This window comes from Halobacillus sp. HZG1, assembly GCF_035818575.1.
GTDB classification, from domain to species: domain Bacteria; phylum Bacillota; class Bacilli; order Bacillales; family Halobacillaceae; genus Halobacillus; species Halobacillus litoralis.
Map to the genome: position 1 here is coordinate 20,822 of NZ_JAYLVQ010000065.1, position 24,711 is coordinate 45,532.

The following is a 24,711-nucleotide window of genomic DNA, read 5'->3' on the forward strand; positions in this document are numbered from 1 at the left end:
TATGGTAGAAGGTAAAAGGAATATCATTTTTGTATATCAGACTTTTGGCGAAGCCATGCTTTTCTTCGTGCTACTTTTTCCTTTGATTCAGTGGACGCCTGTAACTCTCTCCTATATTCTTTATTGCATCTATGTGATTGTTAGCATCGTTCTGTTTTTTCTTATTAGAAAGTGGTCGGCAGGCTTTTCCCCTTATCTGATTAGTATAACTGCAATGGTAGCCATTGCTTATTTGGGGGGAGCAAGTTTATTACTAGGTTTCATTGTCGGATCATTTCTAGCTTGGAGATATTACCGCCACGAAACTGATCCTGATTTGAATCATGAACTCTCATTAATTTTGTACACGTCGATTCTTACTTTTATTATGATTTTTTTCTTCCGGTCCTGGGACCTTGTCTACGCGTTGATTACCTTATATGTTGTCACGTGGGTAGGATATGCTTTTTCCCACTATTACAACGTAGAAAAAACGGAGAGAAAAGGAGCGGGGAAAAGTCTCTTTGTCCTATTCCTTTCATTGATTTCATCTACCTCCGTTGTACTGCTTCTTTTACCCTTTCTACGATCATGGATGGGAGTGCTTTGGAGTGGAATCTCTTACACCTTTCTTGTAGGGGTCAACGGGGTTTTGACACTCCTTGCCAAAATAGGTCTTGATGTTTCCAAGATAGAGCCTAGGGAGGAAGGTTCTCTGCCGGAAATCGAGACTTCTTCTCAAGAAAGGCAGGAAGACCTCCAGCGAATGAATGATAGCAACCAAGAAACGATTCAAAAAGTAGCTGGTGCTATTGAAACAGGATCCATTGTCCTGATTGTCGTTGCCCTTCTTATAGCCATTGTCATCTTTTTCTTTTTACGAAAAAGGGCGGCAATGGATATGGAAACGAGCTCTGATGCTCTCAACTATCAGTATTATGCGCATAAGGAAGGAGATAAAAAGAAAACATTCTCTTCCTTTCCTTTTCATAGATCCCGCACAGAAGGATGGGTAAGAAAGCAGTTTCGCATATTTGAACATTTTGCTGAACGGAATGGATATGGCAGATATTCAAACGAATCCCTGGAGGACTGGTTTCATAGAATTGGACTTGCGATAGAGTCTACGGTTCTTTATCAAAAAGTGCGGTATGGCGGTCAAACGTTAACGGCCGATGAAAAAGAGCAATTTGAGCTTGAGTTGAAAGAACTAAGACAAAAAATCATTGAGAAAAAGCAATGACCTAAAGGAAATGAGTTTAAGCACTTCTTTTTCAGGAAACATACAGTATAGATTCGATTTACAATTCTTGAAAGGAGTCGCTGTTTTATGGACTTAAACAAAGAAATAAAGAAACTAGAGGCAGTACATTTAGAAAAACCACAAAAAGTATTTACGATGTATCTAAACACCGACCCTTCCGACCCTGATCAACAAGGGGGAGAATGGAAGATCCATTTGAAAAACGGTTTGAATAATTTTGAATCCTATCTTCAGAAGGATGGAGATTCTGACGAAAAGAGAAACTATTGGGCAGTAAAAGAAAAAGTTGAGCAATTCATAGAAGAAAATGAACAAAACTTTGCTAAAAGTGTTGTTTTATTCGCTACCGGTGATGAAACGGTATGGTTTGCTGAACGTTTCCAAATGCCTGTAAAAACAGAATTTTACTGGGAAGAAACCCCTGTTCTGGATCAACTGAAAGAGATGCAGAACAAGTTTCCTAAAACAGGAATCGTTCTAACCCAGAAAAACCAAATCAAATTGATTGATGCACAACTTGGGTCGTTGAATGATACACAATTGTTTGAACTTGATCTGGATACGGAAGATTGGAGACAGCACCAAGGTCCACACCGTGCTCAGCCTTCCATGGGATCTGGTGGAGCCAAAACTTCCAAGAGAGATCAATTCCAAGAGCGTTTCGAAGCCAACCGTTATCGTTGGTACAAGAGTGTAGCTCCTAAGATTGATAAACTAGCTAAAGATTACGGTTGGGAGCGCTTCTATCTTGTGGGTGATAAAGAGGAGCTGAAAGACCTGCAGGACCATATGAATAAAGAAGCGGAAGAAATGATTAACAAAAACCTTCTAGACCATGAAGAGATGCATGTTCTTGAAGAAGTTGTACAATAGCATGAGAAAGGGTGCTGGTTTCAGACCGGCACCTTTTTTATGTCTCGGGCTTCACTGCTTAGAACTTTCTTATGAGACAGGGTCTCTTATGGTGTACCTCCCCTTTTCTCTCTTCATATCCAAGGAGAATCTTAACATTATACATATAAGAAATAGGTATGATAAAATATTATTTAATGAAAATAAATCAGATTGGGGAATGACACATGTTCGTCGTAGATTCTATGGTGAAGGTACCAGATCATAAAGCAGATGATTTAATTGATATATATAGAAAACGATCCCGTCTTGTAGACCAGGCGGATGGTTTTATTTCCTTTCAACTGCTGCAGAACGACAGGAAACCTGGTGAACTGACGGTGCACTTGGAATGGGAATCTAAAGAAGCTTATCTCAAATGGGCTCGCAGTGAGCAGTTCAAGAAAATCCATGAATTAGAGAAGCAATATCCGGATCAGGAACTTCAAGGGATCGTGCCGAAGGTATCTAAATATGAGGTGGTCGCCACGTGAATAAGTCTGAGCAGAGTCGCTTAGTTCAATTAGTAGCAGATGAAATTTATGAGGCTTACCCATACCTTTGGGAAAAATTCGGTCAGAACGGAAGAGATCGAACCGAAGAAGATAACTTCCATCATTTAGATCATTTACAAGCGGCCTATGAGATGGATAGTGTCGATTTTTTTATGGATTACACGAAATGGCTGAATACGGTGCTTACATCAAGGGAAGTACCTACTTCACTGATTATTGATAATTATGAACGGCTCGTGCGCCTTCTTAAAAACATGGAAGTTGTGGACGAGGACGAAAAACAGTGTTATATCAAATATTTGGACGAGGCTTTACAACATTTGCATACACTTTCAAAGAGGTGAATACTTTGGACGTGCAACACGAAATTTTAGCTCATTATTTCCTTCAAGGAGATGAACAAGGGGCAGAAGATTATATAAAAACTTTATTAGAAAAGCATCCGAGGGCTTATTTGTATGAAGATATTATTACTCCCGCCATGTATTATGTTGGAGAACTGTGGGAGAGAAATGAAATATCCGTTGCGGACGAACATCTGGCTACAGCCATTTGCGACTTCGTGCTCTCGAAAATTGACTCGGAAAGTGGTCCTGTAAGTAGAAGACACCAAAAGAACTTCAAAGCTATGTTATTCGGTGTAGAAGAAGAACAGCATTATATAGGTTTGAAAATGGTGGCAGATACGTTTAAAGACCATGGGTGGAGAGTGCGTTATTTGGGGCCGGACCTCCCTTTGGACCACTCTTTCACTCAAATAGAAAAGTACCGGCCTGATGTCATCGGGATATCAGCGGCATTGCCTTATCGCTTAAAAACAATCAAGAGGTTGTTGGAACGTTTTTCTCAATTAGAATGGAATCCGCTGATTATGATTGGCGGCAGAATAGTAAAAAAATACGACTTGAAAGAATTTGAATCTGAACAAGTGATGGTGGTTAAGGATCTGGATCATCTGAAACGTTGGTTCAATGAAGGAAGGGAAGAAACGATCAATGAAACGAGTTGAACGCAGCTTTCCTTTGCCACACGTCATAATCAATAAAAATTTTAAAGTTGAATCCATATCGGATGAAGCTGTTGAGATGTTCGGCGAAGTGGACAACCTTTTAGATGTTATGGATGAAGGGAGCCTGTCTAAGATTAAAAAATGGGTCACCCCTGATGTTCATAAACTCTCAATAGAAATCGCAATTAAACCTTCAGGTGAAGGGCAGAATCCAATCACATGCGATATGCATGTGAAGTGGAAAAATGATTTGTATGCAGAAGTGTTGATCATTCCAAAAGATGAACAGCTATCAAAAGTGACTAAAACCATGGATCAATTGCGGTCCCGTTTGAACGATACTAACTTTCAGCTGCTTGAAGAAAAAGAGAAATTGGAAGATGCGATCCAGCATGGAAACCGACTTTCCGCTCCGTTTATCCGCTTAACAGAAGAAACCGCATTAATTCCGCTCTTTGGCCATATTACAGCTGATAAAATGTACACAGTTGAAGAGCCATTGCTGCAAGCTACCCAACACGGGGATATTGAGAGAATTCTTTTTGATTTTACGGCAGTAGGCCAAATCGACGGGGATGGAGCTCAATTATTGAAAAACTTAATGACTTCTTTATGTTATATGGGTTCTGAAGTCATTATCACCGGGGTTCGCCCGGAGCAGGTGAAACGTATCCAGTTGATTCATTTTTCATCAGAAATTACGTTTATGAACTCTCTGCATCAGGCTTTAAAAAAATATTGCAATGACTAGAATGACCCGCTCCTATATATAGGAAGCGGGTTTTTAAATGTGCAAAGATCATTCTTTCATAAAAAAACGTTAAAGAATGAATCTTTTGTGGAATAGTTAACCAAGAGCTAAGTTTGAGAAAGGTTGTGAAACTATGGAAATGACATTAGAAGTAAATGGAATGACGTGTAATCACTGCGAGCAATCCGTAAAGGGCGCTCTTCAAGAATTGGAAGGGGTACATGGTGTAGAAGTTGATCTGGACAGCGGGAATGTAAACATCACGTACGATGAAGCTTTTGTAAGTAAGAAAATGATGAAAGAAGCCGTAGAGGCTCAAGGGTATGAACCTGTAGGATAAACAAAAAGAAGCCCGGAAACGGGCTTCTTTTTTAGCTCTGTGATCGTTAAAAATTATTGGACATTGTAAGGCAATTGGGTCTTATAACCTGTGAATTGTTGATACGTCTGATCGATTTTCTGCTTCTCTGCCTGTTCAAGTGCATACCACCCATTTTTAAACATGAGATTGTATAAGTTGCGTTGGCAGTCCTGGGTTTCCTTGAAAATCGTAGCAAGATCCTGATAAAGGTTTTGATTGCTAGCTTCGTTTAAGGCGATGTTATAAGAAGCGGTCATATACTTTTCAGTTGTCAGCTGATCATTAACAAAATCTCTCTCATTCATTTGTGGAGTTTTAGGAACATTTGTTTCAGGGTTCTGTATCTTTTGAGTCTGATTCATGATATACCTCCTCAGTTGGTTGTTTGGGATTGAGAATTCAAATGATTAAGCAGCTTATCATAATGGCGCTGGTGCATTTGGCCAGCCTCTTCTAAAGCGGCCTGTATTTCTGGTGTTTGACAATTTTGTGCAAAGAAATGAGCTTTTTTACAGGCATTCAAATTCCAGGACAGCATGTCAGCTAGATAAAGCTGATCTTTTGTACTCACGATATTAGGTACTTGAGACATGGGCTGGGACTGCTGCATGGATTGATTTTGTTGTTGCATCACGTTTCCTCCTTCTTTTTTCATTTTTTATTATGACCTTCATCGCCATTTCTATAAGAAAAATCATTTCAGTAGCCAATAGTAGTCATAACTTGTGGAAAAAGGCGGGGGTTTGTCGAAGGAAATATAATTTTTACCCATTCCATCTAATAAATGATAAAATAGTAGTATGTTAACGATTACATGACAGAAAAATCAGAATGTATTTTTGTGAACGGGAACAAGGTTTAGGGGGTTGGAGAATGGAACGTATACTCAGAAACTTTTTTCTTTTTTTATCAAAAAACCGCTTTTTTACCAAGTTGGCAAAGAGATATGGACTTCGCTTTGGGGCAGGGAAGTTTGTAGCGGGAGAAACTGTACCGGATGCGGTTAAAACAATCAAAGAATTGAACGAGAAGGGGATGGCTGTAACCATTGACCATCTAGGGGAATTTATTGATAGTGAATCCGAAGCACGAGAAGCAGCGGAAGGCTGTATAAAAGCAATCGAGGCGATTGCCGACCATCAGTTGGATTCACAGCTTTCTTTAAAATTAACTTCTATGGGTCTTGATATATCGGAAGACCTTGTGATGGAGAATATGCGCAGGATTCTGGATGTCGCTGAAGAAAAAGATGTGTTTGTTACCATAGACATGGAGGATTATGAAAGATGTGAAAAGACACTTGAAATCTTCAAAAAGCTGCGAGAGGATTATGAGCATATAGGAACCGTATTACAGTCATATTTATACCGAACCGTTGATGATATAAAAGAACTCGACAAATACCATCCGAATCTACGACTAGTTAAAGGCGCTTATAAAGAGTCACCGAAAGTCGCTTTTCCCGAGAAGAAAGACGTAGATGAGAATTTGAAGAAGATCATCCGGATTCATTTGCTGAACGGGAACTACACAGCTGTGGCCAGTCATGATGATCGAATGATCGAATACACGAAATCGCTTGTAGAAGAAAAGGATATCTCAAAAGAACAATTTGAATTTCAAATGCTCTATGGAATCAGAGTGGAAAGACAGGAAGAGTTAGTAAAAGAAGGGTATAAAATGCGAGTGTATGTTCCTTATGGAAATGACTGGTATGGGTATTTTATGAGAAGGCTCGCTGAGAGACCGGCGAACGTCGCCTTTGTACTAAAAGGTGTATTTGGAAAGTAATTCGATGCCCGCATATTTGCGGGCATCCTTTTATGAGGTTGTGCATAAAATACAGGAACAAATGAATTTCAAGAGAAGATTTTACAGAATTATGGAGAAAAGGATTGCGAAATGTCTGAAAATATTTTATATTATACATAGATACGAATTAGCCGTACTTATTTTTTTGGCTTTAAAATGAATGAGCATTCATTCAAATGAGATAGGGGGAAATGTAATGAATCACAAAATCAAGCGGGCAGCCGTCCTTGGATCTGGAGTAATGGGCGCAGGAATCGCCGCCCATTTAGCGAATGTAGGTATTCCTACATTGATGATGGATATCGCCCCTCGCGAACTAACTGATGCAGAGGCAAAAAAGGGGCTTACGCTGGAAGATCCAGCCGTGAGAAACCGGATTGCTGCTGAAAATAAAAAAGCACTGCTTAAACAAAAACCTTCACCACTAACAAGTAAACAAAATCTTAATCTAATTGAAGTCGGAAACTTCACAGATGATATGGAACGTTTATCAGAAGTCGACTGGGTCATTGAAGTAGTCGTGGAGAATCTTGATATCAAGAAAATAGTATTAGCTGACGTAGACCGTCACCGTAAGAAAGGCTCGTTTGTCAGTTCCAATACTTCTGGAATTTCAATTGAAGCCATGTCCGAAGATTGCAGTGAGGATTTTAAATCTCATTTCCTAGGTACACACTTCTTCAACCCGCCACGTTATTTGAAGTTATTAGAAGTGATTCCTACGAAGCATACAAGTCCAGATGTGCTTCAATTCATGAAAGAGTTTGGAGAAGATGTTCTTGGCAAGGGTGTTGTTGAAGCGAAAGACACGCCTAACTTCATTGCTAACCGAATTGGAACGTACGGTCTATTAGTGACCGTTCAGCAAATGCTTGAAAAAGGATACTCCGTCGGTGAAGTGGATTCAGTCACCGGACCGATGATAGGAAGGCCAAAAAGCGCAACCTTCCGCACGCTTGATGTTGTTGGTTTAGATACGTTCATCCATGTAGCCAACAATGTGTACGACCAAGTAGAAGGAAAAGAGAAAAAAGCTTTCGAAATTCCTTCCTTCATGAAAGAAATGCTTGATAAAGGTTGGCTGGGATCGAAGAGTGGGCAAGGTTTCTTCCTTAAGCAGAAAGGTGAAAAGGGAAGTGAAATCCTGCAGCTTAACCCTGAAACCCTTGAATACGAAAAACGTGGCAAGTTGAAGACCAAAGCCACTGAAATGGCGAAACAGGAAAAAGGCCCACAGCGAAAATTGAAAACGCTCGTACATGCAGAAGGTGACCGTGCTGGCGACTTAGTGTGGTCCGTGGTAAAACCAGTCCTTCTCTATTCAGCAGAATTGTATGGTGAAATTGCTGATGATGTACCGTCTATTGATGAAGCTATGCGCTGGGGATTCGGCTGGGAACTTGGTCCATTTGAAATGTGGGACAGTATCGGCCTGAAAGCATCTGTGGAGCGTATGAAGAAAGAAGGAGAGACGATTCCAACGTGGGTAGAGAAGATACTGGATGATGGAATCGAAACATTTTATAAGAAGAAAAATGGAAACGTTTACTTCTATCATGAAGGAGAATACAAACAGCAGTCCTTTAATGAAAAAGTCATCAACCTTAAACGCCTGAAAGAAGAGCGTGAAGTCATAAAGAAAAATGCTGGTGCCAGTTTAATTGATCTTGGCGATGGGGTCGCTGGTTTGGAGTTTCATTCTAGAAGCAATGCCATTGGACTTGATATTATTCAGATGATCAATTTTGCGGTTGATCATGTAGATGAGAACTTCGAAGGCCTTGTCATCGGCAACCAGGCTAAAAACTTCTGTGTTGGTGCCAACCTTGGAATGATTCTCATGGAAGCTCAGGATTACAACTTCTTTGAAATCGAAATGGTCGTAAAGAGTTTCCAGGACAGTATGATGAAAATGAAATATTCAGATAAGCCTGTTGTTGCAGCGCCATTTGGAATGACTCTTGGCGGGGGAGCGGAAGTTTGTCTGCCTGCTGATGCTATCCAGGCTTCACAGGAAACCTATATGGGTCTCGTGGAAGCTGGTGTCGGTCTAATTCCTGGTGGTGGTGGAAATAAAGAACTCTATATGAAGCACTTAAGAAACATACCTAATGGCATTGATTTTGATCTGCAGAAGGTTGCCAACAGTGTGTTTGAAAAAATAGCTATGGCTAAAGTCTCTACTTCAGGAGAGGAAGCGAAAGAGAATGGTTTCTTAGACCAGCAGGATGCCATTAGTGTCAACGGCGACCATCTCCTCCATGATGCGAAACAAAAAGTGCTCGGGCTGGCGAGGTCAGGCTACCAGGCACCTAAACGTACGAAAATACCGGTAGTTGGTGAGCAGGGCTATGCCACAATGCTTCTAGGTGCCAAATCACTAGCGCTAAGTGGATATGCCAGTGAACATGATCTTAAAATTGCAGAAAAACTAGCTTTTGTTCTATCAGGCGGAAAGTTGAAAGAGGGAACGCTCGTAGATGAGCAGTATCTATTAGATCTGGAACGTGAAGCCTTTTTAAGTCTTGTAGGGGAGCCGAAGTCTCAAGCTCGTATGCAGCACATGCTTATGAAAGGCAAGCCGCTACGTAATTAAGTTAATAAAAAGAGGGGGAAGAGCCGTGAAAGAAGCAGTTATCGTATCAGGAGCTCGTACACCAGTCGGTCGGGCGAAGAAAGGGTCACTTGCACATACGCGTCCCGATGATCTGGCCGCTTTGACAATTAGGGAAACATTGAAAAGAGCCAACAATTATGAGGGCAACATCGATGATGTCATCATTGGATGTGCGATGCCTGAAGCAGAACAAGGAATGAACATGGCGAGGAATATCGCAGGCCTTGCCGGACTTCATCATAAAGTGCCAGCGATTACAGTTAACCGATATTGTTCCTCTGGTTTGCAGAGTATCGCTTATGCCGCAGAAAAAATCATGCTTGGTCACAGTGACACAGCCATTGCAGGTGGTGCGGAGTCTATGAGCCTCATCCCTATGGGAGGTCACGTGATTAAGCCGAATATTCAATTGGTCGAGAATGCTCCTGAGTATTATATGTCTATGGGGCATACCGCTGAAGAAGTGGCGAATCGTTTTGAAATATCAAGAGCAGATCAGGATGCATTTGCGGTACAGAGTCATGAACGTGCAGCGAGAGCGATTCAGGAAGGGAAATTTGAGGATGAAATCGTTCCAGTTGAAGTGACGAACCGTGAGCTTGGAGAAGACAATAAAGTAAAAGTAAGAAAAAGCTTCTTCTCTATGGATGAAGGAGTTCGCGCAGGTACTACACAAGATGTACTTGGCAAGTTGAAGCCTGCGTTCTCAACAACAGGTTCTGTAACAGCGGGAAACTCTTCACAGATGAGTGACGGTGCAGCAGCTGTTATGGTTATGGACCGCGAAAAAGCAGAAGCTGAGGGTCTTACACCTCTAGTCAAATTCCGCTCCTTCGCAGTAGCCGGAGTCGAGCCTGAGATCATGGGAGTTGGACCGATTGAAGCTGTACCGAAGGCTCTGCGGATGGCTGGTCTTTCTTTATCCGACATTGGTCTCTTTGAATTGAATGAGGCCTTTGCATCTCAATCCCTTCGCGTCATTCGTGAACTTGGATTAGATGAAGATAAAGTAAACGTAAACGGTGGGGCGATCGCTTTGGGTCACCCGCTGGGATGTACAGGAACAAAGCTTACATTAAGTTTGATCCATGAAATGAAACGACGAAATGAGCAATTCGGTGTTGTGACTATGTGTATTGGTGGCGGTATGGGAGCCGCTGGAGTATTTGAATTAATTTAACTCGGGGAGGAACAGAAAGATGAGCGATTTGAAAGAGATGATTAAAGGCGGAGGATTCATTGTCGAAGATTTGGCAGCAGAAGATGTGATTACACCGGAAGATTTTACAGATGAACATTTAATGATTGCTAAAACAGCGGAAGATTTTGTTCTTGGTGAGGTTGTTCCAAAAATTGACAACCTTGAAAACCACGAATTTGAACATTCCGTAGCCCTTTTGAAGCAAGCGGGAGAGTTGGGATTGTTAGGTGCTGATGTACCTGAAGAGTACGGTGGACTTCAGTTAGATAAGATCAGCTCTTCATTGATTACTGAAAAGTTTTCCCGTGCTGGAGGCTTTTCCGTTACCCATGGTGCTCACGTGGGCATAGGCTCTCTACCGATTGTTTTCTTCGGTAATGAAGAACAGAAACAAAAATACCTTCCATTGCTTGCTACAGGGGAGAAAATTGCTGCGTATGCTTTAACAGAGCCAGGTTCAGGATCCGATGCTCTTGGAGCAAAAACGACAGCAAAGTTAAATGATGCTGGTACTCATTATGTATTAAATGGAGAAAAGCAGTGGATTACGAACTCTGCCTTCGCTGATGTGTTCGTCGTATACGCCAAGATCGATGGAGATAAGTTCACGGCGTTTATAGTGGATCGTGACTATCCAGGCGTATCTACAGGTCCAGAAGAGAAAAAGATGGGAATTAAGAGTTCTTCCACTCGTACATTGATATTAGAAGATGCGGAAGTCCCTGTGGAGAATGTTCTTGGAGAAGTTGGGCGCGGGCATGTCATTGCATTCAACATTCTAAATGTCGGTCGCTACAAACTGGCGATTGGCGGAGTAGGTGGTTCTAAGCGAGCAATTGAGCTTTCGGTCAAGTATGCCAAGGACCGCAAACAGTTCAAGACTCCGATCGCAAGCTTTCCATTAATTCAGGAAAAGATCGGTTCTGTAGCAGCCAACACCTATGCAAATGAGAGCTCCGTGTATCGTACGGTAGGTTTATTCGAACAAAGCATGGGTAAATTGTCTGACGAAGAGCTGAAAGATGGCGCTGCCGTTGCTAAAGTCATTGCAGAATATGCAATTGAATGTTCATTGAACAAAGTGTTTGGAACAGAACTTCTGGACTTTGCTGTGGACGAAGCTGTACAAATACATGGTGGATACGGTTTTATGGCTGAATACGAAGTAGAAAGAATGTACCGTGATTCCCGAATCAACAGAATCTTTGAAGGTACGAACGAAATCAATCGTATGATCGTCCCAGGTACACTGTTGAAGAAAGCAATGAAAGGCGAGTTGCCTCTCCTTCAGCAAGCACAAGCCCTTCAAGAAGAAATTATGATGATGATGCCGGAAGAACCGGGTGTGGAAGTTCTGGAACAAGAGAAATATTTATTGAAAAATGCGAAGAAGATTGGTCTCCTTGCTGCTGGTCTTGCCGCACAGAAATACGGAGAGAAACTGGAAAATGAGCAAGAACTTCTTGTAAATATCGCGGATATAGTAGGCGAGATTTATAACATGGAATCTGCCGTTCTTCGTACGGAGAAAGCAATCAATAAATCAGGTGAAGAGAAGAACAAACAGAAACTCCTCTATACACAAGTGTATGTGCAGGAAGCCTTCAATCGAATCGAAGGACATGCGAAAGAAACATTGATTGCAGCGGAATCCGGGGATTCTTTAAGAATGATGCTAGGTGCTATGCGTAAACTGACACGTCATACACCTACAAATGTTATTCCTAAGAAGCGTGAGATTGCAAAAGCATTGATTGAAGCTGAAAAGTACACGGTTTAAAAAATAAGGTTGAATGTCACACAGGGCCTGCACTTTCGAAACGCGAAGGTGCAGGCCTTCGTTTTGCTCTATTCATCTTAAACAATATGGCAGGATTGTGGAGGACTCAGTTTCGAGACTTATGTTGAGTGTATGGGGGCGGAGGGGAATATCTCGCTTTCCGCGGGAGCGCGGTGAGACTCCTATGGGACGTGTGGGACAGGTGAGACCCCGGAAGGCTTAGCCTGAGGAGGCTCACCGCCCGCCCCATGGAAAGTGTTCAAATGCGGAATCGTCCTGGTAGACACGACTGTCATAAGCAGAACAGCAAAGGAATGTGCTTTTCATTCCTTTGCTGTTCTGCTTATGACGCGAGTGTCTGGACGATGGAGCAAGACGAACCTTTTCCCGGAGCCCTAAACTCACACAAACACCTCGAAACTGAGTCTTCAACTAAAGGGAGGATTATGGAAGAGCATGAGATGAATATGAAGACAATCTTAGAAATAAATGAAATCTTCGCCTTCGTTGTGATAAAATATTAGACAACAAGAATGAAGGAGGGTGTGAAGATGTCTTTAACCTTCTATTGGTACCCAAATTGCGGTACATGTAAAAAAGCTAAAAAGTGGTTGGATGAGGAAGGGATTGACTACGAATCTGTACATATTGTCAATCATCCCCCTTCAGAAGAGCAGTTGAAGAGCTTTATTTCTACTAGTGACAAACCTGCAAAGAAATTCTTTAACACTAGTGGGAAAAAGTATAGAGAACTGAATATGAAGGAAAAGCTAAAAGAAGCAGATGAAGCACAGATGATTGAGTGGTTGGCATCTGATGGAATGCTTATAAAGCGGCCCATCCTAACTGATGGTGAAAAAACAACCATAGGGTTTAAGCAGGATGAGTTTGAAAATGTTTGGGCTCAGTGAGCACATTATTGGGAATAGAAGCCTATAGCTTTTATGTTTATATTAGTTGTTGAACTATAATTATTATTTTGGAGGTAATTGACATGAGCGTACCTAAAGACCTGCGTTATTCTGAAGAACATGAATGGGTGAAAGAAGAAGGGGAAAAAGTTAGAGTCGGTATTACTGAATTCGCGCAATCAGAACTTGGAGATATCGTATTCGTAGAACTTCCAGAAGTCGGGGATGAGCTGGAAGCAGATGAGCCGTTTGGCAGTGTAGAGTCTGTGAAGACAGTTTCTGAACTTTATGCTCCTCTTAGTGGTAAGGTTGTCGAAGTTAATGAAGACTTGGAAGACAGTCCGGAATTTGTTAATGAATCTCCTTACGATAAAGCCTGGATGGTTGTTGTTGAACCAAGTGACAACTCCAAGGTCAATGATTTGATGACTGCGGAAGAATATGAAGCAATGATTGATGAAGACTAAGGATAGTGCATTGGACAGGCAGGGCTTTAAGAATCCTTGTCTGACATGATCACGTTTGATCTTAATCATGTTCAGACCATGCCTGAGAGGCATGGTCTGTTTCTATATAGTAGGTGATGAAGATGGATGGAGAACGAATCGTCATTGTTGAAGGAATCACGGATAAAAAGAAGTTGAACAAGGTCCTTGATGAAGATATTGAAATCATCTGCACCCATGGGACTTTAGGAATCGAGCGGATGGAAGAAATGATTTTTGATCACAATTTAGATGATCGGACCGTGTATATTCTCGTGGACGAAGATGACTCTGGCTACAAATTAAGAAAACAATTGACGGAAGAGCTTCCTCACGCCGAACATATCTATATAGATAAGGCTTTCAGAGAAGTAGCAGCTACGCCGGAAGCTGAATTAGCAAGAGCCTTACTTAGTAGACATTTCAACGTAAAATCGATTTATTTAATATAGGAGGATGGCTGTGGAGGAAATAAAAACATCACCAGAAGTAAAGAAGCACTTTGATGCTCCACAAACGACCCTCACCTTCGTTCACAGCCCTTTTTGCGCAACGTGTCATTTAGCACGTCAAATGCTTACAACACTTGAAGCGGTCTTTGATCGGGGAGTTTTTAAGGAAATGAATGCTTCTCTGCACCCTGAATGGATGCAGTATTATAAGATTAAAAGTGTCCCGTGTCTGCTAGTGACGAGGGATGGGGAGGTAGAGGAAAAGATATATGCTTTTCAATCTGTCTCCTATATGTATGAGAAAGTCGTTGGTTTTGTTGAATAGTGTATGTATTTCCCAGGAAATGACCACTACTGTAGAATTGAAAACTTCTCTTATTAAATATGGTTTGGAAGTTATTCTATAATAAAAAACAGGGAAGACTCTCCAGAGTCTTCCCTGTTTTTTCTAGTCTTGAATATCATACAATTTCTCCTAGTTTGCTTACAATATCTAAGAAGGAGGACTGATCACCAAAATTCGCATGGATATTACCTTGTTGATCGATGATGATGGTGGAAGGAACGCCATCACAATTGTACATGTCATAAACGTAACGTCCTTCGTCAGAAAGAGTAGGCTGCGTTAAAAACTTTTCGGTGAATTCGAGACCTTCCTCTATCTTCCGTTCTCTTCCAGAAACATTGATCGTCAGCATCGCTACTTTTTCATGATCCATCGTTTTGAACAGTTGTTCTTTCATAGGTAAATCTTTCCCGCAATCTGGACACCAGGAGGCCCAGAAGGTCAAGACAATAACTTTCCCTAGTTCGTCTTCCAGTTTATAGATTGAAGATTGATCGTTAATATAAGGCAGTTCAAATAAAGGGGCTTGTTCACTCAATGTCATTCTCCTTTGTATCTGGCGAAGTTATGGATTGACGCTAATCTATGTCCCATGCTAACATAATTATTAATTTCATATCGACATCTTCACTTATCCAGAGTGGCGGAGGGACTGGCCCGACGATGCCCGGCAACCGGCAGGTAGACTGCACGGTGCTAAATCCTGCGAAGTCTTTGACTTTGATAGATGAGAAATGTAAACGCGATCAATCTCTTCTATTTAAAGAAGGGATTTTTTTATTGTGTAAATCGCGTGAATATTTGCTGTTTTGGTTTATAATTGATCGACTTTATTTTCTGAACAATCTGTTTTGGAGTTGACACAAAATTCGTACGGTGCTACAATCCTCTTTGTGCTACTTAAACGAGTTAAAGTAATAATAATTTAATAGACTAAAATCTCTTATCCAGAGTGGCGGAGGGACTGGCCCGATGATGCCCGGCAACCGGCAGAACTATTTTGCTCAGGTGCCAATTCCTGCAAAGTAAAAAACTTTGACAGATGAGAGAACAGATTTTTAGGTATGATTAAAAACGCCGCTCTGTTCTCATAACAGAGCGGCGTTTTTTTGGAAGTGGAGGGAAATCATCATGATTACAATTAAAGGACTATCAAAGATATTCCACACGAAAGATCAGGATGTACGAGCTGTGGATGACTTAAGTCTTAACATTAACAAAGGGGAAATTTATGGGGTGATCGGCTATAGCGGTGCCGGTAAAAGTACATTTATTCGTTTACTGAACCGGTTGGAAGACCCCACAGAAGGAAGCATTCTTGTCGATGATCAGGAACTCACTTCTTTGAGTAAAGGAAAATTAAGGTTGGCAAGACAAGAAATTGGAATGATCTTCCAACATTTCAACTTGCTTTGGTCGCGAACCGTTCATGATAATATCGCTTTTCCATTGGAAATTGCCGGTATCCCTAAAGCTGAGAGGCAGAAACGAGTCGATGAATTGATTGATTTGGTGGGATTGAAAGGACGTGGAGGTTCTTATCCATCTCAATTGAGTGGCGGACAAAAGCAGAGGGTGGGGATAGCCAGAGCACTTGCAAACAACCCTAAAGTTCTTTTGTGTGATGAAGCTACATCCGCCTTGGACCCAGAGACCACTGATTCGATTCTTGATCTCCTTGTGGATATTAATGAAAAACTCGGCCTTACAATCGTTCTGATTACACATGAAATGCATGTAATACGCAAAATTTGTCATCAGGTGGCGGTTATGGAAGAAGGGAAGATTGTGGAGCAAGGGGAAGTGTTGGATGTCTTTCTCCATCCTAAAAAACCGGTAACGAAGAAGTTTGTGGATCAAGTGATGGGAGATCCGGAAAAAGAGACCTCCCTGCAGTTGATCAAAGATAATTACCGATCTGGAGAAATTATCCGTCTTCATTTTGTCGGAGATAGTACAAATCAAGCACTCATCAGCGATTTATCCAGGAAGTTTGAAGTAGATGTCAACATTCTGCATGGGAAAATCACCCAGACGCAAAAGGGTGCGTATGGAACAATGTTTGTACAGTTTGATGGAAATCAAAAAGAAGTCGAGCGTGCCATTGATTATATTGGATCAACATCTGTAGAAGTGGAGGTGAATCCACATGTTTAATGAATGGTTCCCGAACGTAAGAATGGAAGACATGATTACAGCTACAAATGAAACCCTCTACATGACTCTGGTTTCTGTCGCAGGTACGTTTGTTTTAGGTTTGCTATTGGGACTACTTCTTTATTTGACCGGCCCTGGGGGTCTCTGGGCAAACAAAACATTGAATTGGATCACTGCTTCTATCGTTAACATATTTAGAGCGATTCCTTTTATCATTCTCATTTTATTGTTGTTCCCGTTTACTGATTTTCTGATTGGAACTATTCGAGGGCCTCAAGCAGCGCTACCTGCACTAATTATTGGTGGAGCTCCATTCTATGCCCGTTTAGTGGAAATTGCTTTGAAAGAAGTCGATAAAGGTGTCGTGGAAGCCGCAAAATCTATGGGAGCTAAGTATTCGACCATCATTTTCAAAGTATTGCTTCCGGAATCGATGCCAGCTCTGATATCAGGGATTACCGTAACAGCGATCGCATTGATTGGATACACTGCAGTAGCAGGTGCAATTGGATCAGGTGGACTTGGCGACTTCGCTTATTTCTACGGCTTCCAAAGAAGTAATTTTGATGTTGTATTTATCTGTACCATTTTAATTATTTTGATTGTGTTTATATTCCAATTCATCGGAGATGCGATCTCACGGAAATTGGATAAAAGATAAAGATAAAATAAAGAAAAGGGAGAGAATGAAAAATGAAAAAAATCTGGACGAGTTTAATCGCTGTATTGTTTATCCTAGTGCTCGCAGCTTGCGGGTCATCGAATGAGGAGGAAACTTCATCAGGATCTGAAGGTGAAGGTGATGCCAAAGAGATTAAGGTAGGAGCCACTAGTGTTCCTCACGCTGAAGTTCTTGAAAAAGCAAAACCTATGCTCGAAGAAAAAGGAATCACATTAGAGATTGAAGAATATCAGGATTATATTTTACCGAACCAAGACTTAGATGAAGGTCGAATCGATGCAAACTATTTCCAAACGATTCCTTATATGGAGACTCAAGAAGAAGAGAAAGGATATGACTTTGTAAACCTCGGTGGTATCCACATTGAGCCGATCGGAGTTTATTCTCAAAAGTATGAAAACCTGGAAGATGTGGAAGAGGGCACGACGCTAGTCATGAGTCGTTCCGTATCCACTCACGGACGAGTTCTTTCTCTCTTAGAAAAAGAGGGGCTGATCAAATTGGATGAAAGTGTTGAAAAAGTAGAAGCTACGGTACAGGATATTGTAGAAAACCCTAAAAACATCGAATTTGATACAGGTGTAGATGCAGCAAACCTTCCCCAGGTTTATCAACGTGAAGAAAACGTGCTTGTAGCTATTAATACAAATTATGCGATTGAAGCTGACTTGTCTCCAAGTGAAGATTCAATTATTCTCGAGGAATCTGACTCTCCATATGTAAACGTTGTTGCTGCTAATAGTGAAGATAAAGACAATGAAGCATTGAATACCCTTGTAGAAGTTCTTCGTTCTGATGAGATCGTAAACTTCATAAAAGAAGAATATGACGGTGCTGTTGTGCCGGTATCAAGTGATGCTGAATAACGGATAAAATGGGTGGCTGCGGTTTATACTAACCGCAGTCACTTATTTTTATTGGGAGGTTTTCGTATGCAGGAACAAAATATGACGTGGACGCAAACGTATTTACATGATTATAAAGAAGGAATGGGAGCCTTCAGAGAGCACATGCCGGAAGTTTCTCATAAGTTCGATGAATTTACACAAGAATGCTTTAAAGAAGGGGAATTATCTAAAAAAGATAAGCAATTGATGGCATTAGGAATCAGCATCGTTGCACAGGATGAGTATTGCATGATTTACCACACGAAGGGCTGTGTCGATCAGGGAGCAACAGAGAAGGAAATATTAGAAGCTTGTGGTGTGGCTGCGGCATTTGGAGGAGGAGCAGCTTTGAGCCAGGCTGTAACCCTTGTACAGGATGCATACATGGACTTGACGTCAACGGTCAATTGATCCACTTATTAGAAAATTCGAGAAAATCGGATGTATTCTAAATACTCGCCCGGAGTAAACGCTTACATTGGAGAAAAGAGTTTGATTTGATGTATTTTAGAGTTTCAAAGGGCTTTGTTTGGGTATATTATTTGTGGTACTTTAAATTGTGTAAATAATCTGAAAGGATTGATTCGTTATCAATGACGATCTGAATTTGAATTACACTGCTGATATGGAGAAAGCCATGCACCAGTCTCATAACATGAGTTATGCGGAGTACAGCAGGAAGTTGGATACACGCTTGAAAGTAGAAGAGAAACGCCAACGTGAATTCGAAGAGAGTCAGAAAATGATTGCCCAAGTCGACCGTCAATTGCATAGATAATTCATGACAGTAGATGAAAAAATCAGGTGTGTTTAGCCACCTGATTTTTTCATGTTATAATACACATGAAAATTGTAGAAATTTGTTTGTTATATGTCCGTTTCCACGTTTTCAGCTAATGGGAAAAAGTTGATAACAAGCACTAAATGATATAAGATTATAATGAGAATAAATTGAGAATAGTTCTTTGTTTCCGATTAACTTGGACATTCGATAAAAATAGATACTGGAGGTATTCATTTATGGCAGGATCAACTTTAGAAATCAAAGATCTTCACGTAGAAATTGAAGGTCAGGAAATCCTTAAAGGTGTTAATTTAACAATCAACGGTGGGGAATTCCACGCTGTTATGGGACCGAACGGAACCGGTAAATCCACGCTGGCTTCCGCAATCATGGGTCACCCTAAATATGAAGTGACAAAAGGTGAAGTATTGCTTGACGGCGAAAACGTTCTTGAAATGGAAGTGGACGAGCGAGCTCAAGCAGGTCTATTCCTTGCAATGCAATATCCTAGTGAAATCAGTGGTGTGACAAATTCTGATTTCCTTCGTTCTTCCGTTAACGCTCACCGTGAAGAAGGCGACGAAATCTCTCTTATGAAATTTATTAAAGAGATGGACGCGAAGATGGACACACTTGATATGGATAAAAACATGGCTCAGCGTTACCTTAATGAAGGTTTCTCCGGCGGTGAGAAAAAACGTAATGAAATCCTACAATTGATGATGATCCAACCGGCAATTGCCATTTTGGATGAAATTGATTCAGGACTTGATATTGATGCCCTGAAAGTAGTTGCTAAAGGAATCAACGAAATGCGCAACGACGCTTTCGGCTGCTTGATCATTACTCACTACCAGCGTCTATTGAACTACATCACTCCTGATAAAGTACACGTTATGATGCAAGGACGTGTTGTCAAATCCGGTGGGCCAGAACTTTCCCAGCGTCTGGAAGAGGAAGGTTATGACTGGATTAAACAGGAACTTGGCATCGAAGACGAAACCGTTAACGCGTAATTAAGATAGGAGGGTAATCATGACAGTAGAAGTCTCACTACCATATGACAAAGAGTACATCTCACAATTCTCCCAAGGGCAGAACGAGCCTGAATGGATGAAGAACCTTCGTCTTAGCGCCCTGGAGAAATCGGAATCTTTACCACTTCCGAAACCAGATAAAACGAATATTTCCAAATGGAACTTCACAGAGTTCGACCACCATGTAACCGGTGATCGCATTGATTCTCTTGATGAACTTCCAGGTGAAATCAAAGATTTCTTAGATGAAGAAAAAGAACAGCAAAACCTGGTCATTCAGCGTAACCATACAGTGGCATACGGAACGATTGATCAGAAACTGAAAGATCAAGGTGTCATTTTCACAGATATCGGGACGGCTCTAAGAGAGCACAGTGAATTGGTAGAAAAGTATTACATGAACGATGCGGTTCATATGGATGAGCATCGTTTGACTGCTCTTCACGCCGCTCTCATGAACGGAGGGATTTTCCTTTACGTTCCAAAAAACGTTCAGATAGAGGATCCGATTCAAGCGATTTTCTGGCAGGAAGATCCAAAAGCTTCCTTGATCAACCACATCTTAGTAGTAGCTGAAGAGAATAGTTCTGTGACATACGTAGAGAACTATATTTCTCACAATAAAGAAGAGAAAACTTCCGCGAACATCGTGACAGAAGTCATCGCTAAAGATGGAGCAAAAGTATCTTTCGGTGCAGTGGACAACTTTGAAGCAGGCACAACTGTTTATGCCAATCGCCGTGGAGTTGCATACCGTGATTCCGTCATTGAGTGGGCTCTTGGACAAATGAACGAAGGCGACACGGTTTCTGAAAACATCACACACTTGATTGGTGATAATTCACACTCCAATGCGAAAACAGTTGCTATTGGACGTGGAAAACAGAAGCAGAACTTTACAGCTAACATCACTCACTTCGGAAAAGGCTCCGACGGTTACATTCTTCAACACGGGGTGATGAAGGATAAAGCATCTGCTATTTTCAACGGAATCGGTAAAATTGAACATGGCGCAAGCAAGTCTAATGCCGAACAGGAATCACGAGTTCTTATGCTGAGCAGCGACGCACGCGGTGACGCGAACCCGATCCTTCTCATTGATGAAGATGACGTAACAGCGGGACACGCTGCTTCCGTTGGACGTGTAGATCCGATCCAATTGTATTACCTGATGAGCCGTGGAATTTCCAAGTTTGAAGCTGAGCGTTTAATCATCCATGGATTCTTAGCTCCTGTAGTAAATCAATTGCCTGTTGAAGCTGTAAAACGACAGTTGCAGCAAGTGATTGAAAGGAAAGTATATTAATGGATGTAAAAGCGGTACGCGACGAATTTCCTATTCTGCATCAGGAAGTAAATGGACATCCGCTCGTGTATTTGGATTCATCAGCGACATCTCAAAAGCCGATTAAGGTGATTGAAAAGCTTGATGAATACTATCGAGGATACAACTCTAATGTCCATAGAGGTGTACACACGCTTGGTACGAAAGCAACAGACGAGTATGAAGGCGCACGGGAGAAAGTAAGACGCTTTATTAATGCGTCCAGTACCCAGGAAGTCATCTTCACGCGTGGGACAACAACGGCTATTAATACCGTTGCGGCAAGCTACGGCCGTGCTAATTTGAGTGAAGGTGATGAAGTCGTCATCACTCCAATGGAACACCACAGTAACATTATTCCATGGCAGCAGATTGTTAAGGAAACAGGAGCTACTCTGAAGTATATTCCATTGCAGTCTGATGGCACGATTCTTTTAGAAGATGTGCAAAAGACAGTCACATCGAAAACCAAGATTGTTGCTGTTATGCATGTTTCTAATGTGCTTGGGACGATCAATCCGGTGAAAGAAATTGCACAAATAGCTCATAAACAAGGAGCTGTTATGCTTGTTGATGGTGCTCAAAGTGCTCCTCACATGAAGATTGATGTCCAGGATTTGGATGCTGATTTTTATGCGTTTTCAGGGCATAAGATGTGTGGCCCGACTGGAATCGGAGTCCTGTACGGTAAAAAGGCGCTTCTTGAAAAAATGGAGCCTGTCGAGTTTGGTGGGGAAATGATTGATTTCGTTAACCTTTATGATTCGACGTGGAAAGAACTGCCCTGGAAGTTTGAAGGCGGTACCCCCATCATCGGTGGAGCGGTCGGCTTAGGTGCAGCCATTGATTTCCTCACAGATATCGGTTTGGATGAAATCAAAGAGCATGAAGAAAAACTTGCTTCCTACGCAATAAAGGAAATGAATAAAGTCGATGGCATGACCATTTATGGTCCAGAGCACCGGGCGGGGCTTGTTACTTTCAACCTTTCGGATGTCCATCCTCACGATCTTGCGACGGTTTTAGACGCTGAGGGAATCGCTGTGCGTGCAGGACACCATTGTGCTCAGCCATTGATGCGTTGGCTGGAAGTTTCAGCGACGGCAAGAGCCAGCTTTTACTTGTATAATACTGAAGAAGATATTGATAAACTTGTTGCAGGATTAAAAACAACAAAGGAGTATTTTGGCGATGTCTTTTAATAACCTGGATACACTTTATCGTCAAGTCATCATGGACCATTATAAAAATCCGCGCAACCGTGGTTCCATCGAAGGAAACCCTATGACTGTAGATATGAACAATCCTACATGCGGGGACCGCATTCAGCTGCAATTGCTGGTCGACGATGGCATTGTGAAGGATGCAAAGTTCGATGGTGAAGGCTGTTCCATCAGTCTATCCTCGGCCTCCATGATGACACAGGCAATCAAAGGAAAGCCAGTTGACGAAGCACTTAAGATGTCTGAGCTCTTTTCTGACTTGATGCAGGGAAAAGATATTGACGAGGAAAATCTAGACCTTGGAGATATTGAAGCCCTGCAGGGAGTTTCCAAGTTCCCTGCGCGTATTAAATGTGCGACGCTCGCTTGGAAAGCAATGGAAAAGGGTGTAGATGCAGAGAAGGAAGACTAAGCTTTTCTATACCAAAAGGAGGTATATAACATGGCTAAAAAAGCGCCAGAAGTGGGAGAGTATCAATACGGTTTCCACGAAAAAGATGTTTCGATTTTCCGTACGCAAAAAGGTTTGACGAAAGAAGTCGTTGAACAAATCTCCAACTATAAAGAAGAACCGAAATGGATGCTGGATTTCCGTTTGAAATCTTTGGAACAATTCTATAAAATGCCGATGCCTCAGTGGGGCGGCGATCTATCTGAGCTTAATTTCGATGATATCACTTATTATGTGAAGCCATCTGAACGTTCAGAGCGTTCATGGGATGAAGTCCCTGAAGAAATTAAAAACACATTCGACCGTCTTGGAATTCCGGAAGCCGAGCAGAAGTACCTTGCAGGTGTATCCGCTCAGTATGAGTCCGAGGTCGTTTATCACAATATGGAAAAAGACCTTGAAGATTTGGGTGTTATTTTCAAGGATACGGACTCTGCGCTTAAAGAGAATGAAGATCTTTTCAAAGAGTATTTCGGTAAAGTTATTCCACCGTCTGATAACAAATTCGCAGCGTTGAACTCTGCAGTTTGGTCCGGAGGTTCCTTCATCTACGTACCGAAAGATACGAAAGTAGAAACGCCTTTGCAAGCATACTTCCGTATTAACTCTGAGAATATGGGTCAATTTGAGCGTACGTTGATCATTGCTGACGAAGGATCTTCTGTTCACTACGTAGAAGGCTGTACAGCACCAACCTATTCTTCCAGCTCTCTGCACAGTGCCGTTGTAGAAATCTTCGTTAAAGATAACGCTTATTGCCGTTATACAACGATCCAAAACTGGGCGAACAACGTGTATAACCTTGTAACGAAGCGTGCGGTTGCCGAGTCAAACGCTACGATGGAATGGGTTGATGGAAACCTAGGTTCCAAACTGACGATGAAGTATCCTGCTGTTCTTCTTAAAGGTGAAGGAGCGCGTGGTATGACACTTTCCATCGCTCTCGCTGGTAAAGGGCAGCACCAGGATGCCGGTGCTAAAATGCACCACCTGGCGCCAAACACATCTTCTACGATCGTTTCTAAATCCATCTCTAAACATGGTGGTAAAGTAACGTATCGCGGAATTGTTCAATTCGGACGTAAAGCTGAAGGTGCTCGTTCCAATGTTGAGTGTGATACGCTTATCATGGATAATGAGTCCACATCCGATACGATTCCTTATAACGAAATCATGAACGAGAACATCTCTCTAGAGCACGAAGCGAAAGTTTCTAAAGTCTCCGAAGAGCAGTTGTTCTACTTGATGAGTCGTGGTCTTTCTGAAGAAGAAGCTACAGAAATGATCGTCATGGGCTTCATTGAGCCGTTCACTAAAGAGCTCCCAATGGAGTATGCTGTAGAAATGAACCGTCTCATTAAATTTGAAATGGAAGGTTCCATCGGTTAATAAAAGATATAAAGCCGTGCAGATATCATCTGCACGGCTTTTTCATCGTCATCTGGTAAACTGATGGTGATTAATGGTTATTAAAGTATATGGCAGGTTTCTTGAAGACTCAGTTTCGAGATGTTCTTTGAGTGGATGGGGGCTGCGGGGAATAACTCGCTTTCCGCGGGAGCGCGATGAGCCTCCTCAGGCTGACGCCTTCCGGGGTCTCACCTAGCACTCTTTTCCCGCAGGAGTCTCGCCATTCCCCTCCGCCCACTTACCAAGGAAGATTCTCGAAACCACTACTTAGAAAATCAGCATATATGTTTATAGGAAATGGATAATATGCACTCTATCCAATGGACGTCTAGAAAGAGTAATTGCTTGATACAAAGCCCATTATGCCTGCCTAGGTGGGAAG

Annotated in this window: 28 protein-coding genes and 2 riboswitches; of the genes, 25 read left to right on the forward strand and 3 right to left on the reverse strand. The window is 41.8% G+C overall.

Annotation, left to right across the window (positions count from 1 at the left end):
• The first annotated feature begins 1 nt into the window (after position 1).
• From VKA52_RS12360 to copZ, 7 genes are all read left to right on the forward strand, one after another.
• Positions 2 to 1,222, forward strand: coding sequence for a hypothetical protein (locus VKA52_RS12360; RefSeq protein WP_326315856.1), 1,221 nt, complete (start codon positions 2 to 4; stop codon positions 1,220 to 1,222).
• 87 nt (positions 1,223 to 1,309) lie between these two features.
• Positions 1,310 to 2,116, forward strand: coding sequence for a VLRF1 family aeRF1-type release factor (locus VKA52_RS12365; RefSeq protein ID WP_160911638.1), 807 nt, complete (start codon positions 1,310 to 1,312; stop codon positions 2,114 to 2,116).
• A gap of 206 nt (positions 2,117 to 2,322) precedes the next feature.
• Positions 2,323 to 2,628, forward strand: coding sequence for an antibiotic biosynthesis monooxygenase family protein (locus VKA52_RS12370; protein ID WP_160911640.1), 306 nt, complete (start codon positions 2,323 to 2,325; stop codon positions 2,626 to 2,628).
• A complete protein-coding gene (locus VKA52_RS12375) occupies positions 2,625 to 2,993 on the forward strand; it encodes a hypothetical protein (RefSeq protein WP_160911642.1) in 369 nt (122 codons plus the stop codon). The genes VKA52_RS12370 and VKA52_RS12375 overlap by 4 nt, the downstream gene beginning before the upstream one ends.
• An 11-nt stretch (positions 2,994 to 3,004) precedes the next feature.
• Positions 3,005 to 3,658: a cobalamin B12-binding domain-containing protein gene (locus VKA52_RS12380; RefSeq protein ID WP_326315872.1), complete on the forward strand. Its 654-nt coding sequence runs from the start codon at positions 3,005 to 3,007 to the stop codon at positions 3,656 to 3,658.
• On the forward strand, positions 3,645 to 4,409 hold the full coding sequence (locus VKA52_RS12385; RefSeq protein WP_326315857.1) for an STAS domain-containing protein: 765 nt from the start codon (positions 3,645 to 3,647) through the stop codon (positions 4,407 to 4,409). The genes VKA52_RS12380 and VKA52_RS12385 overlap by 14 nt, the downstream gene beginning before the upstream one ends.
• Positions 4,410 to 4,542: 133 nt before the next feature.
• Positions 4,543 to 4,749 (forward strand): copper chaperone CopZ, encoded by a 207-nt coding sequence (gene copZ, locus VKA52_RS12390; protein ID WP_160911647.1) that lies wholly within the window; start codon positions 4,543 to 4,545, stop codon positions 4,747 to 4,749.
• Between the two features lie 53 nt (positions 4,750 to 4,802).
• On the opposite strand, the gene VKA52_RS12395 is transcribed toward copZ, so the two are convergent.
• Entirely contained in the window at positions 4,803 to 5,132 is a 330-nt protein-coding gene (locus VKA52_RS12395; protein ID WP_146816736.1) for a spore coat protein, read from the reverse strand.
• An 11-nt stretch (positions 5,133 to 5,143) separates the two neighbouring features.
• Positions 5,144 to 5,401, reverse strand: coding sequence for a hypothetical protein (locus VKA52_RS12400; RefSeq protein WP_146816734.1), 258 nt, complete (start codon positions 5,399 to 5,401; stop codon positions 5,144 to 5,146).
• 242 nt (positions 5,402 to 5,643) lie between these two features.
• Between VKA52_RS12400 and VKA52_RS12405 the strand changes: the two genes are divergently transcribed.
• From VKA52_RS12405 to VKA52_RS12440, 8 genes are all read left to right on the forward strand, one after another.
• Positions 5,644 to 6,561, forward strand: coding sequence for a proline dehydrogenase (locus tag VKA52_RS12405; protein ID WP_326315858.1), 918 nt, complete (start codon positions 5,644 to 5,646; stop codon positions 6,559 to 6,561).
• 217 nt (positions 6,562 to 6,778) lie between these two features.
• The gene (locus VKA52_RS12410; protein ID WP_326315859.1) at positions 6,779 to 9,178 is read left to right on the forward strand and encodes a 3-hydroxyacyl-CoA dehydrogenase/enoyl-CoA hydratase family protein; all 2,400 of its coding nucleotides are present in this window, start codon (positions 6,779 to 6,781) and stop codon (positions 9,176 to 9,178) included.
• A 25-nt stretch (positions 9,179 to 9,203) separates the two neighbouring features.
• On the forward strand, positions 9,204 to 10,379 hold the full coding sequence (locus VKA52_RS12415) for an acetyl-CoA C-acetyltransferase (protein ID WP_326315860.1): 1,176 nt from the start codon (positions 9,204 to 9,206) through the stop codon (positions 10,377 to 10,379).
• A 19-nt stretch (positions 10,380 to 10,398) separates the two neighbouring features.
• Positions 10,399 to 12,180 carry an acyl-CoA dehydrogenase family protein gene (locus tag VKA52_RS12420; protein WP_326315861.1) on the forward strand — a complete coding sequence of 594 codons (1,782 nt, stop codon included), beginning with the start codon at positions 10,399 to 10,401 and terminating at the stop codon, positions 12,178 to 12,180.
• 551 nt (positions 12,181 to 12,731) lie between these two features.
• Positions 12,732 to 13,091 (forward strand): arsenate reductase family protein, encoded by a 360-nt coding sequence (locus VKA52_RS12425; protein WP_326315862.1) that lies wholly within the window; start codon positions 12,732 to 12,734, stop codon positions 13,089 to 13,091.
• Positions 13,092 to 13,174: 83 nt separating this feature from the next.
• Entirely contained in the window at positions 13,175 to 13,558 is a 384-nt protein-coding gene (gene gcvH / locus VKA52_RS12430; RefSeq protein WP_160911657.1) for a glycine cleavage system protein GcvH, read from the forward strand.
• Positions 13,559 to 13,680: 122 nt separating this feature from the next.
• A complete protein-coding gene (locus VKA52_RS12435; RefSeq protein ID WP_160911659.1) occupies positions 13,681 to 14,028 on the forward strand; it encodes a toprim domain-containing protein in 348 nt (115 codons plus the stop codon).
• A gap of 10 nt (positions 14,029 to 14,038) precedes the next feature.
• A complete protein-coding gene (locus tag VKA52_RS12440) occupies positions 14,039 to 14,353 on the forward strand; it encodes a thioredoxin family protein (RefSeq protein ID WP_237417412.1) in 315 nt (104 codons plus the stop codon).
• A gap of 136 nt (positions 14,354 to 14,489) precedes the next feature.
• On the opposite strand, the gene VKA52_RS12445 is transcribed toward VKA52_RS12440, so the two are convergent.
• Complete coding sequence (locus tag VKA52_RS12445) at positions 14,490 to 14,912, reverse strand: TlpA family protein disulfide reductase (RefSeq protein ID WP_326315863.1); 423 nt, start codon at positions 14,910 to 14,912, stop codon at positions 14,490 to 14,492.
• A gap of 90 nt (positions 14,913 to 15,002) precedes the next feature.
• Positions 15,003 to 15,108: riboswitch (SAM riboswitch) on the forward strand.
• A 206-nt stretch (positions 15,109 to 15,314) separates the two neighbouring features.
• Positions 15,315 to 15,423: riboswitch (SAM riboswitch) on the forward strand.
• Between the two features lie 82 nt (positions 15,424 to 15,505).
• On the opposite strand from VKA52_RS12445, the gene VKA52_RS12450 reads away from it, so the two are divergent.
• From VKA52_RS12450 to sufB, 10 genes are all read left to right on the forward strand, one after another.
• The gene (locus VKA52_RS12450) at positions 15,506 to 16,531 is read left to right on the forward strand and encodes a methionine ABC transporter ATP-binding protein (protein WP_326315864.1); all 1,026 of its coding nucleotides are present in this window, start codon (positions 15,506 to 15,508) and stop codon (positions 16,529 to 16,531) included.
• Entirely contained in the window at positions 16,524 to 17,192 is a 669-nt protein-coding gene (locus tag VKA52_RS12455) for a methionine ABC transporter permease (RefSeq protein ID WP_206947678.1), read from the forward strand. The genes VKA52_RS12450 and VKA52_RS12455 overlap by 8 nt, the downstream gene beginning before the upstream one ends.
• A 32-nt stretch (positions 17,193 to 17,224) precedes the next feature.
• Positions 17,225 to 18,079 (forward strand): MetQ/NlpA family ABC transporter substrate-binding protein, encoded by an 855-nt coding sequence (locus tag VKA52_RS12460; protein ID WP_326315865.1) that lies wholly within the window; start codon positions 17,225 to 17,227, stop codon positions 18,077 to 18,079.
• A 66-nt stretch (positions 18,080 to 18,145) separates the two neighbouring features.
• Positions 18,146 to 18,511, forward strand: coding sequence for a carboxymuconolactone decarboxylase family protein (locus VKA52_RS12465; RefSeq protein ID WP_326315866.1), 366 nt, complete (start codon positions 18,146 to 18,148; stop codon positions 18,509 to 18,511).
• Between the two features lie 196 nt (positions 18,512 to 18,707).
• A complete protein-coding gene (locus tag VKA52_RS12470; RefSeq protein WP_202412393.1) occupies positions 18,708 to 18,878 on the forward strand; it encodes a hypothetical protein in 171 nt (56 codons plus the stop codon).
• Positions 18,879 to 19,120: 242 nt separating this feature from the next.
• Positions 19,121 to 19,900, forward strand: coding sequence for a Fe-S cluster assembly ATPase SufC (gene sufC / locus VKA52_RS12475; RefSeq protein WP_160911670.1), 780 nt, complete (start codon positions 19,121 to 19,123; stop codon positions 19,898 to 19,900).
• A 19-nt stretch (positions 19,901 to 19,919) separates the two neighbouring features.
• Positions 19,920 to 21,227, forward strand: a complete 1,308-nt coding sequence (gene sufD, locus VKA52_RS12480; RefSeq protein ID WP_326315867.1) for a Fe-S cluster assembly protein SufD — start codon at positions 19,920 to 19,922, stop codon at positions 21,225 to 21,227.
• A complete protein-coding gene (locus tag VKA52_RS12485; RefSeq protein WP_326315868.1) occupies positions 21,227 to 22,447 on the forward strand; it encodes a cysteine desulfurase in 1,221 nt (406 codons plus the stop codon). Before sufD ends, VKA52_RS12485 begins: the two co-directional genes overlap by 1 nt.
• Positions 22,437 to 22,880 carry a Fe-S cluster assembly sulfur transfer protein SufU gene (sufU, locus tag VKA52_RS12490; protein WP_326315869.1) on the forward strand — a complete coding sequence of 148 codons (444 nt, stop codon included), beginning with the start codon at positions 22,437 to 22,439 and terminating at the stop codon, positions 22,878 to 22,880. The genes VKA52_RS12485 and sufU overlap by 11 nt, the downstream gene beginning before the upstream one ends.
• Before the next feature lie 30 nt (positions 22,881 to 22,910).
• Positions 22,911 to 24,308 (forward strand): Fe-S cluster assembly protein SufB, encoded by a 1,398-nt coding sequence (gene sufB / locus VKA52_RS12495; protein WP_146816698.1) that lies wholly within the window; start codon positions 22,911 to 22,913, stop codon positions 24,306 to 24,308.
• Positions 24,309 to 24,711 lie beyond the last annotated feature (403 nt).

Coding starts and splice junctions, on each gene's coding strand:
- VKA52_RS12360 (WP_326315856.1), top strand. CDS start 2: ATGGTAGAAGGTAAAAGGAATATCATTTTTGTATATCAGACTTTTGGC.
- VKA52_RS12365 (WP_160911638.1), top strand. CDS start 1,310: ATGGACTTAAACAAAGAAATAAAGAAACTAGAGGCAGTACATTTAGAA.
- VKA52_RS12370 (WP_160911640.1), top strand. CDS start 2,323: ATGTTCGTCGTAGATTCTATGGTGAAGGTACCAGATCATAAAGCAGAT.
- VKA52_RS12385 (WP_326315857.1), top strand. CDS start 3,645: ATGAAACGAGTTGAACGCAGCTTTCCTTTGCCACACGTCATAATCAAT.
- copZ (WP_160911647.1), top strand. CDS start 4,543: ATGGAAATGACATTAGAAGTAAATGGAATGACGTGTAATCACTGCGAG.
- VKA52_RS12395 (WP_146816736.1), bottom strand. CDS start 5,132: ATGAATCAGACTCAAAAGATACAGAACCCTGAAACAAATGTTCCTAAA.
- VKA52_RS12400 (WP_146816734.1), bottom strand. CDS start 5,401: ATGCAACAACAAAATCAATCCATGCAGCAGTCCCAGCCCATGTCTCAA.
- VKA52_RS12405 (WP_326315858.1), top strand. CDS start 5,644: ATGGAACGTATACTCAGAAACTTTTTTCTTTTTTTATCAAAAAACCGC.
- VKA52_RS12410 (WP_326315859.1), top strand. CDS start 6,779: ATGAATCACAAAATCAAGCGGGCAGCCGTCCTTGGATCTGGAGTAATG.
- VKA52_RS12420 (WP_326315861.1), top strand. CDS start 10,399: ATGAGCGATTTGAAAGAGATGATTAAAGGCGGAGGATTCATTGTCGAA.
- VKA52_RS12425 (WP_326315862.1), top strand. CDS start 12,732: ATGTCTTTAACCTTCTATTGGTACCCAAATTGCGGTACATGTAAAAAA.
- gcvH (WP_160911657.1), top strand. CDS start 13,175: ATGAGCGTACCTAAAGACCTGCGTTATTCTGAAGAACATGAATGGGTG.
- VKA52_RS12435 (WP_160911659.1), top strand. CDS start 13,681: ATGGATGGAGAACGAATCGTCATTGTTGAAGGAATCACGGATAAAAAG.
- VKA52_RS12450 (WP_326315864.1), top strand. CDS start 15,506: ATGATTACAATTAAAGGACTATCAAAGATATTCCACACGAAAGATCAG.
- VKA52_RS12455 (WP_206947678.1), top strand. CDS start 16,524: ATGTTTAATGAATGGTTCCCGAACGTAAGAATGGAAGACATGATTACA.
- VKA52_RS12460 (WP_326315865.1), top strand. CDS start 17,225: ATGAAAAAAATCTGGACGAGTTTAATCGCTGTATTGTTTATCCTAGTG.
- VKA52_RS12465 (WP_326315866.1), top strand. CDS start 18,146: ATGCAGGAACAAAATATGACGTGGACGCAAACGTATTTACATGATTAT.
- sufC (WP_160911670.1), top strand. CDS start 19,121: ATGGCAGGATCAACTTTAGAAATCAAAGATCTTCACGTAGAAATTGAA.
- sufD (WP_326315867.1), top strand. CDS start 19,920: ATGACAGTAGAAGTCTCACTACCATATGACAAAGAGTACATCTCACAA.
- VKA52_RS12485 (WP_326315868.1), top strand. CDS start 21,227: ATGGATGTAAAAGCGGTACGCGACGAATTTCCTATTCTGCATCAGGAA.
- sufU (WP_326315869.1), top strand. CDS start 22,437: ATGTCTTTTAATAACCTGGATACACTTTATCGTCAAGTCATCATGGAC.
- sufB (WP_146816698.1), top strand. CDS start 22,911: ATGGCTAAAAAAGCGCCAGAAGTGGGAGAGTATCAATACGGTTTCCAC.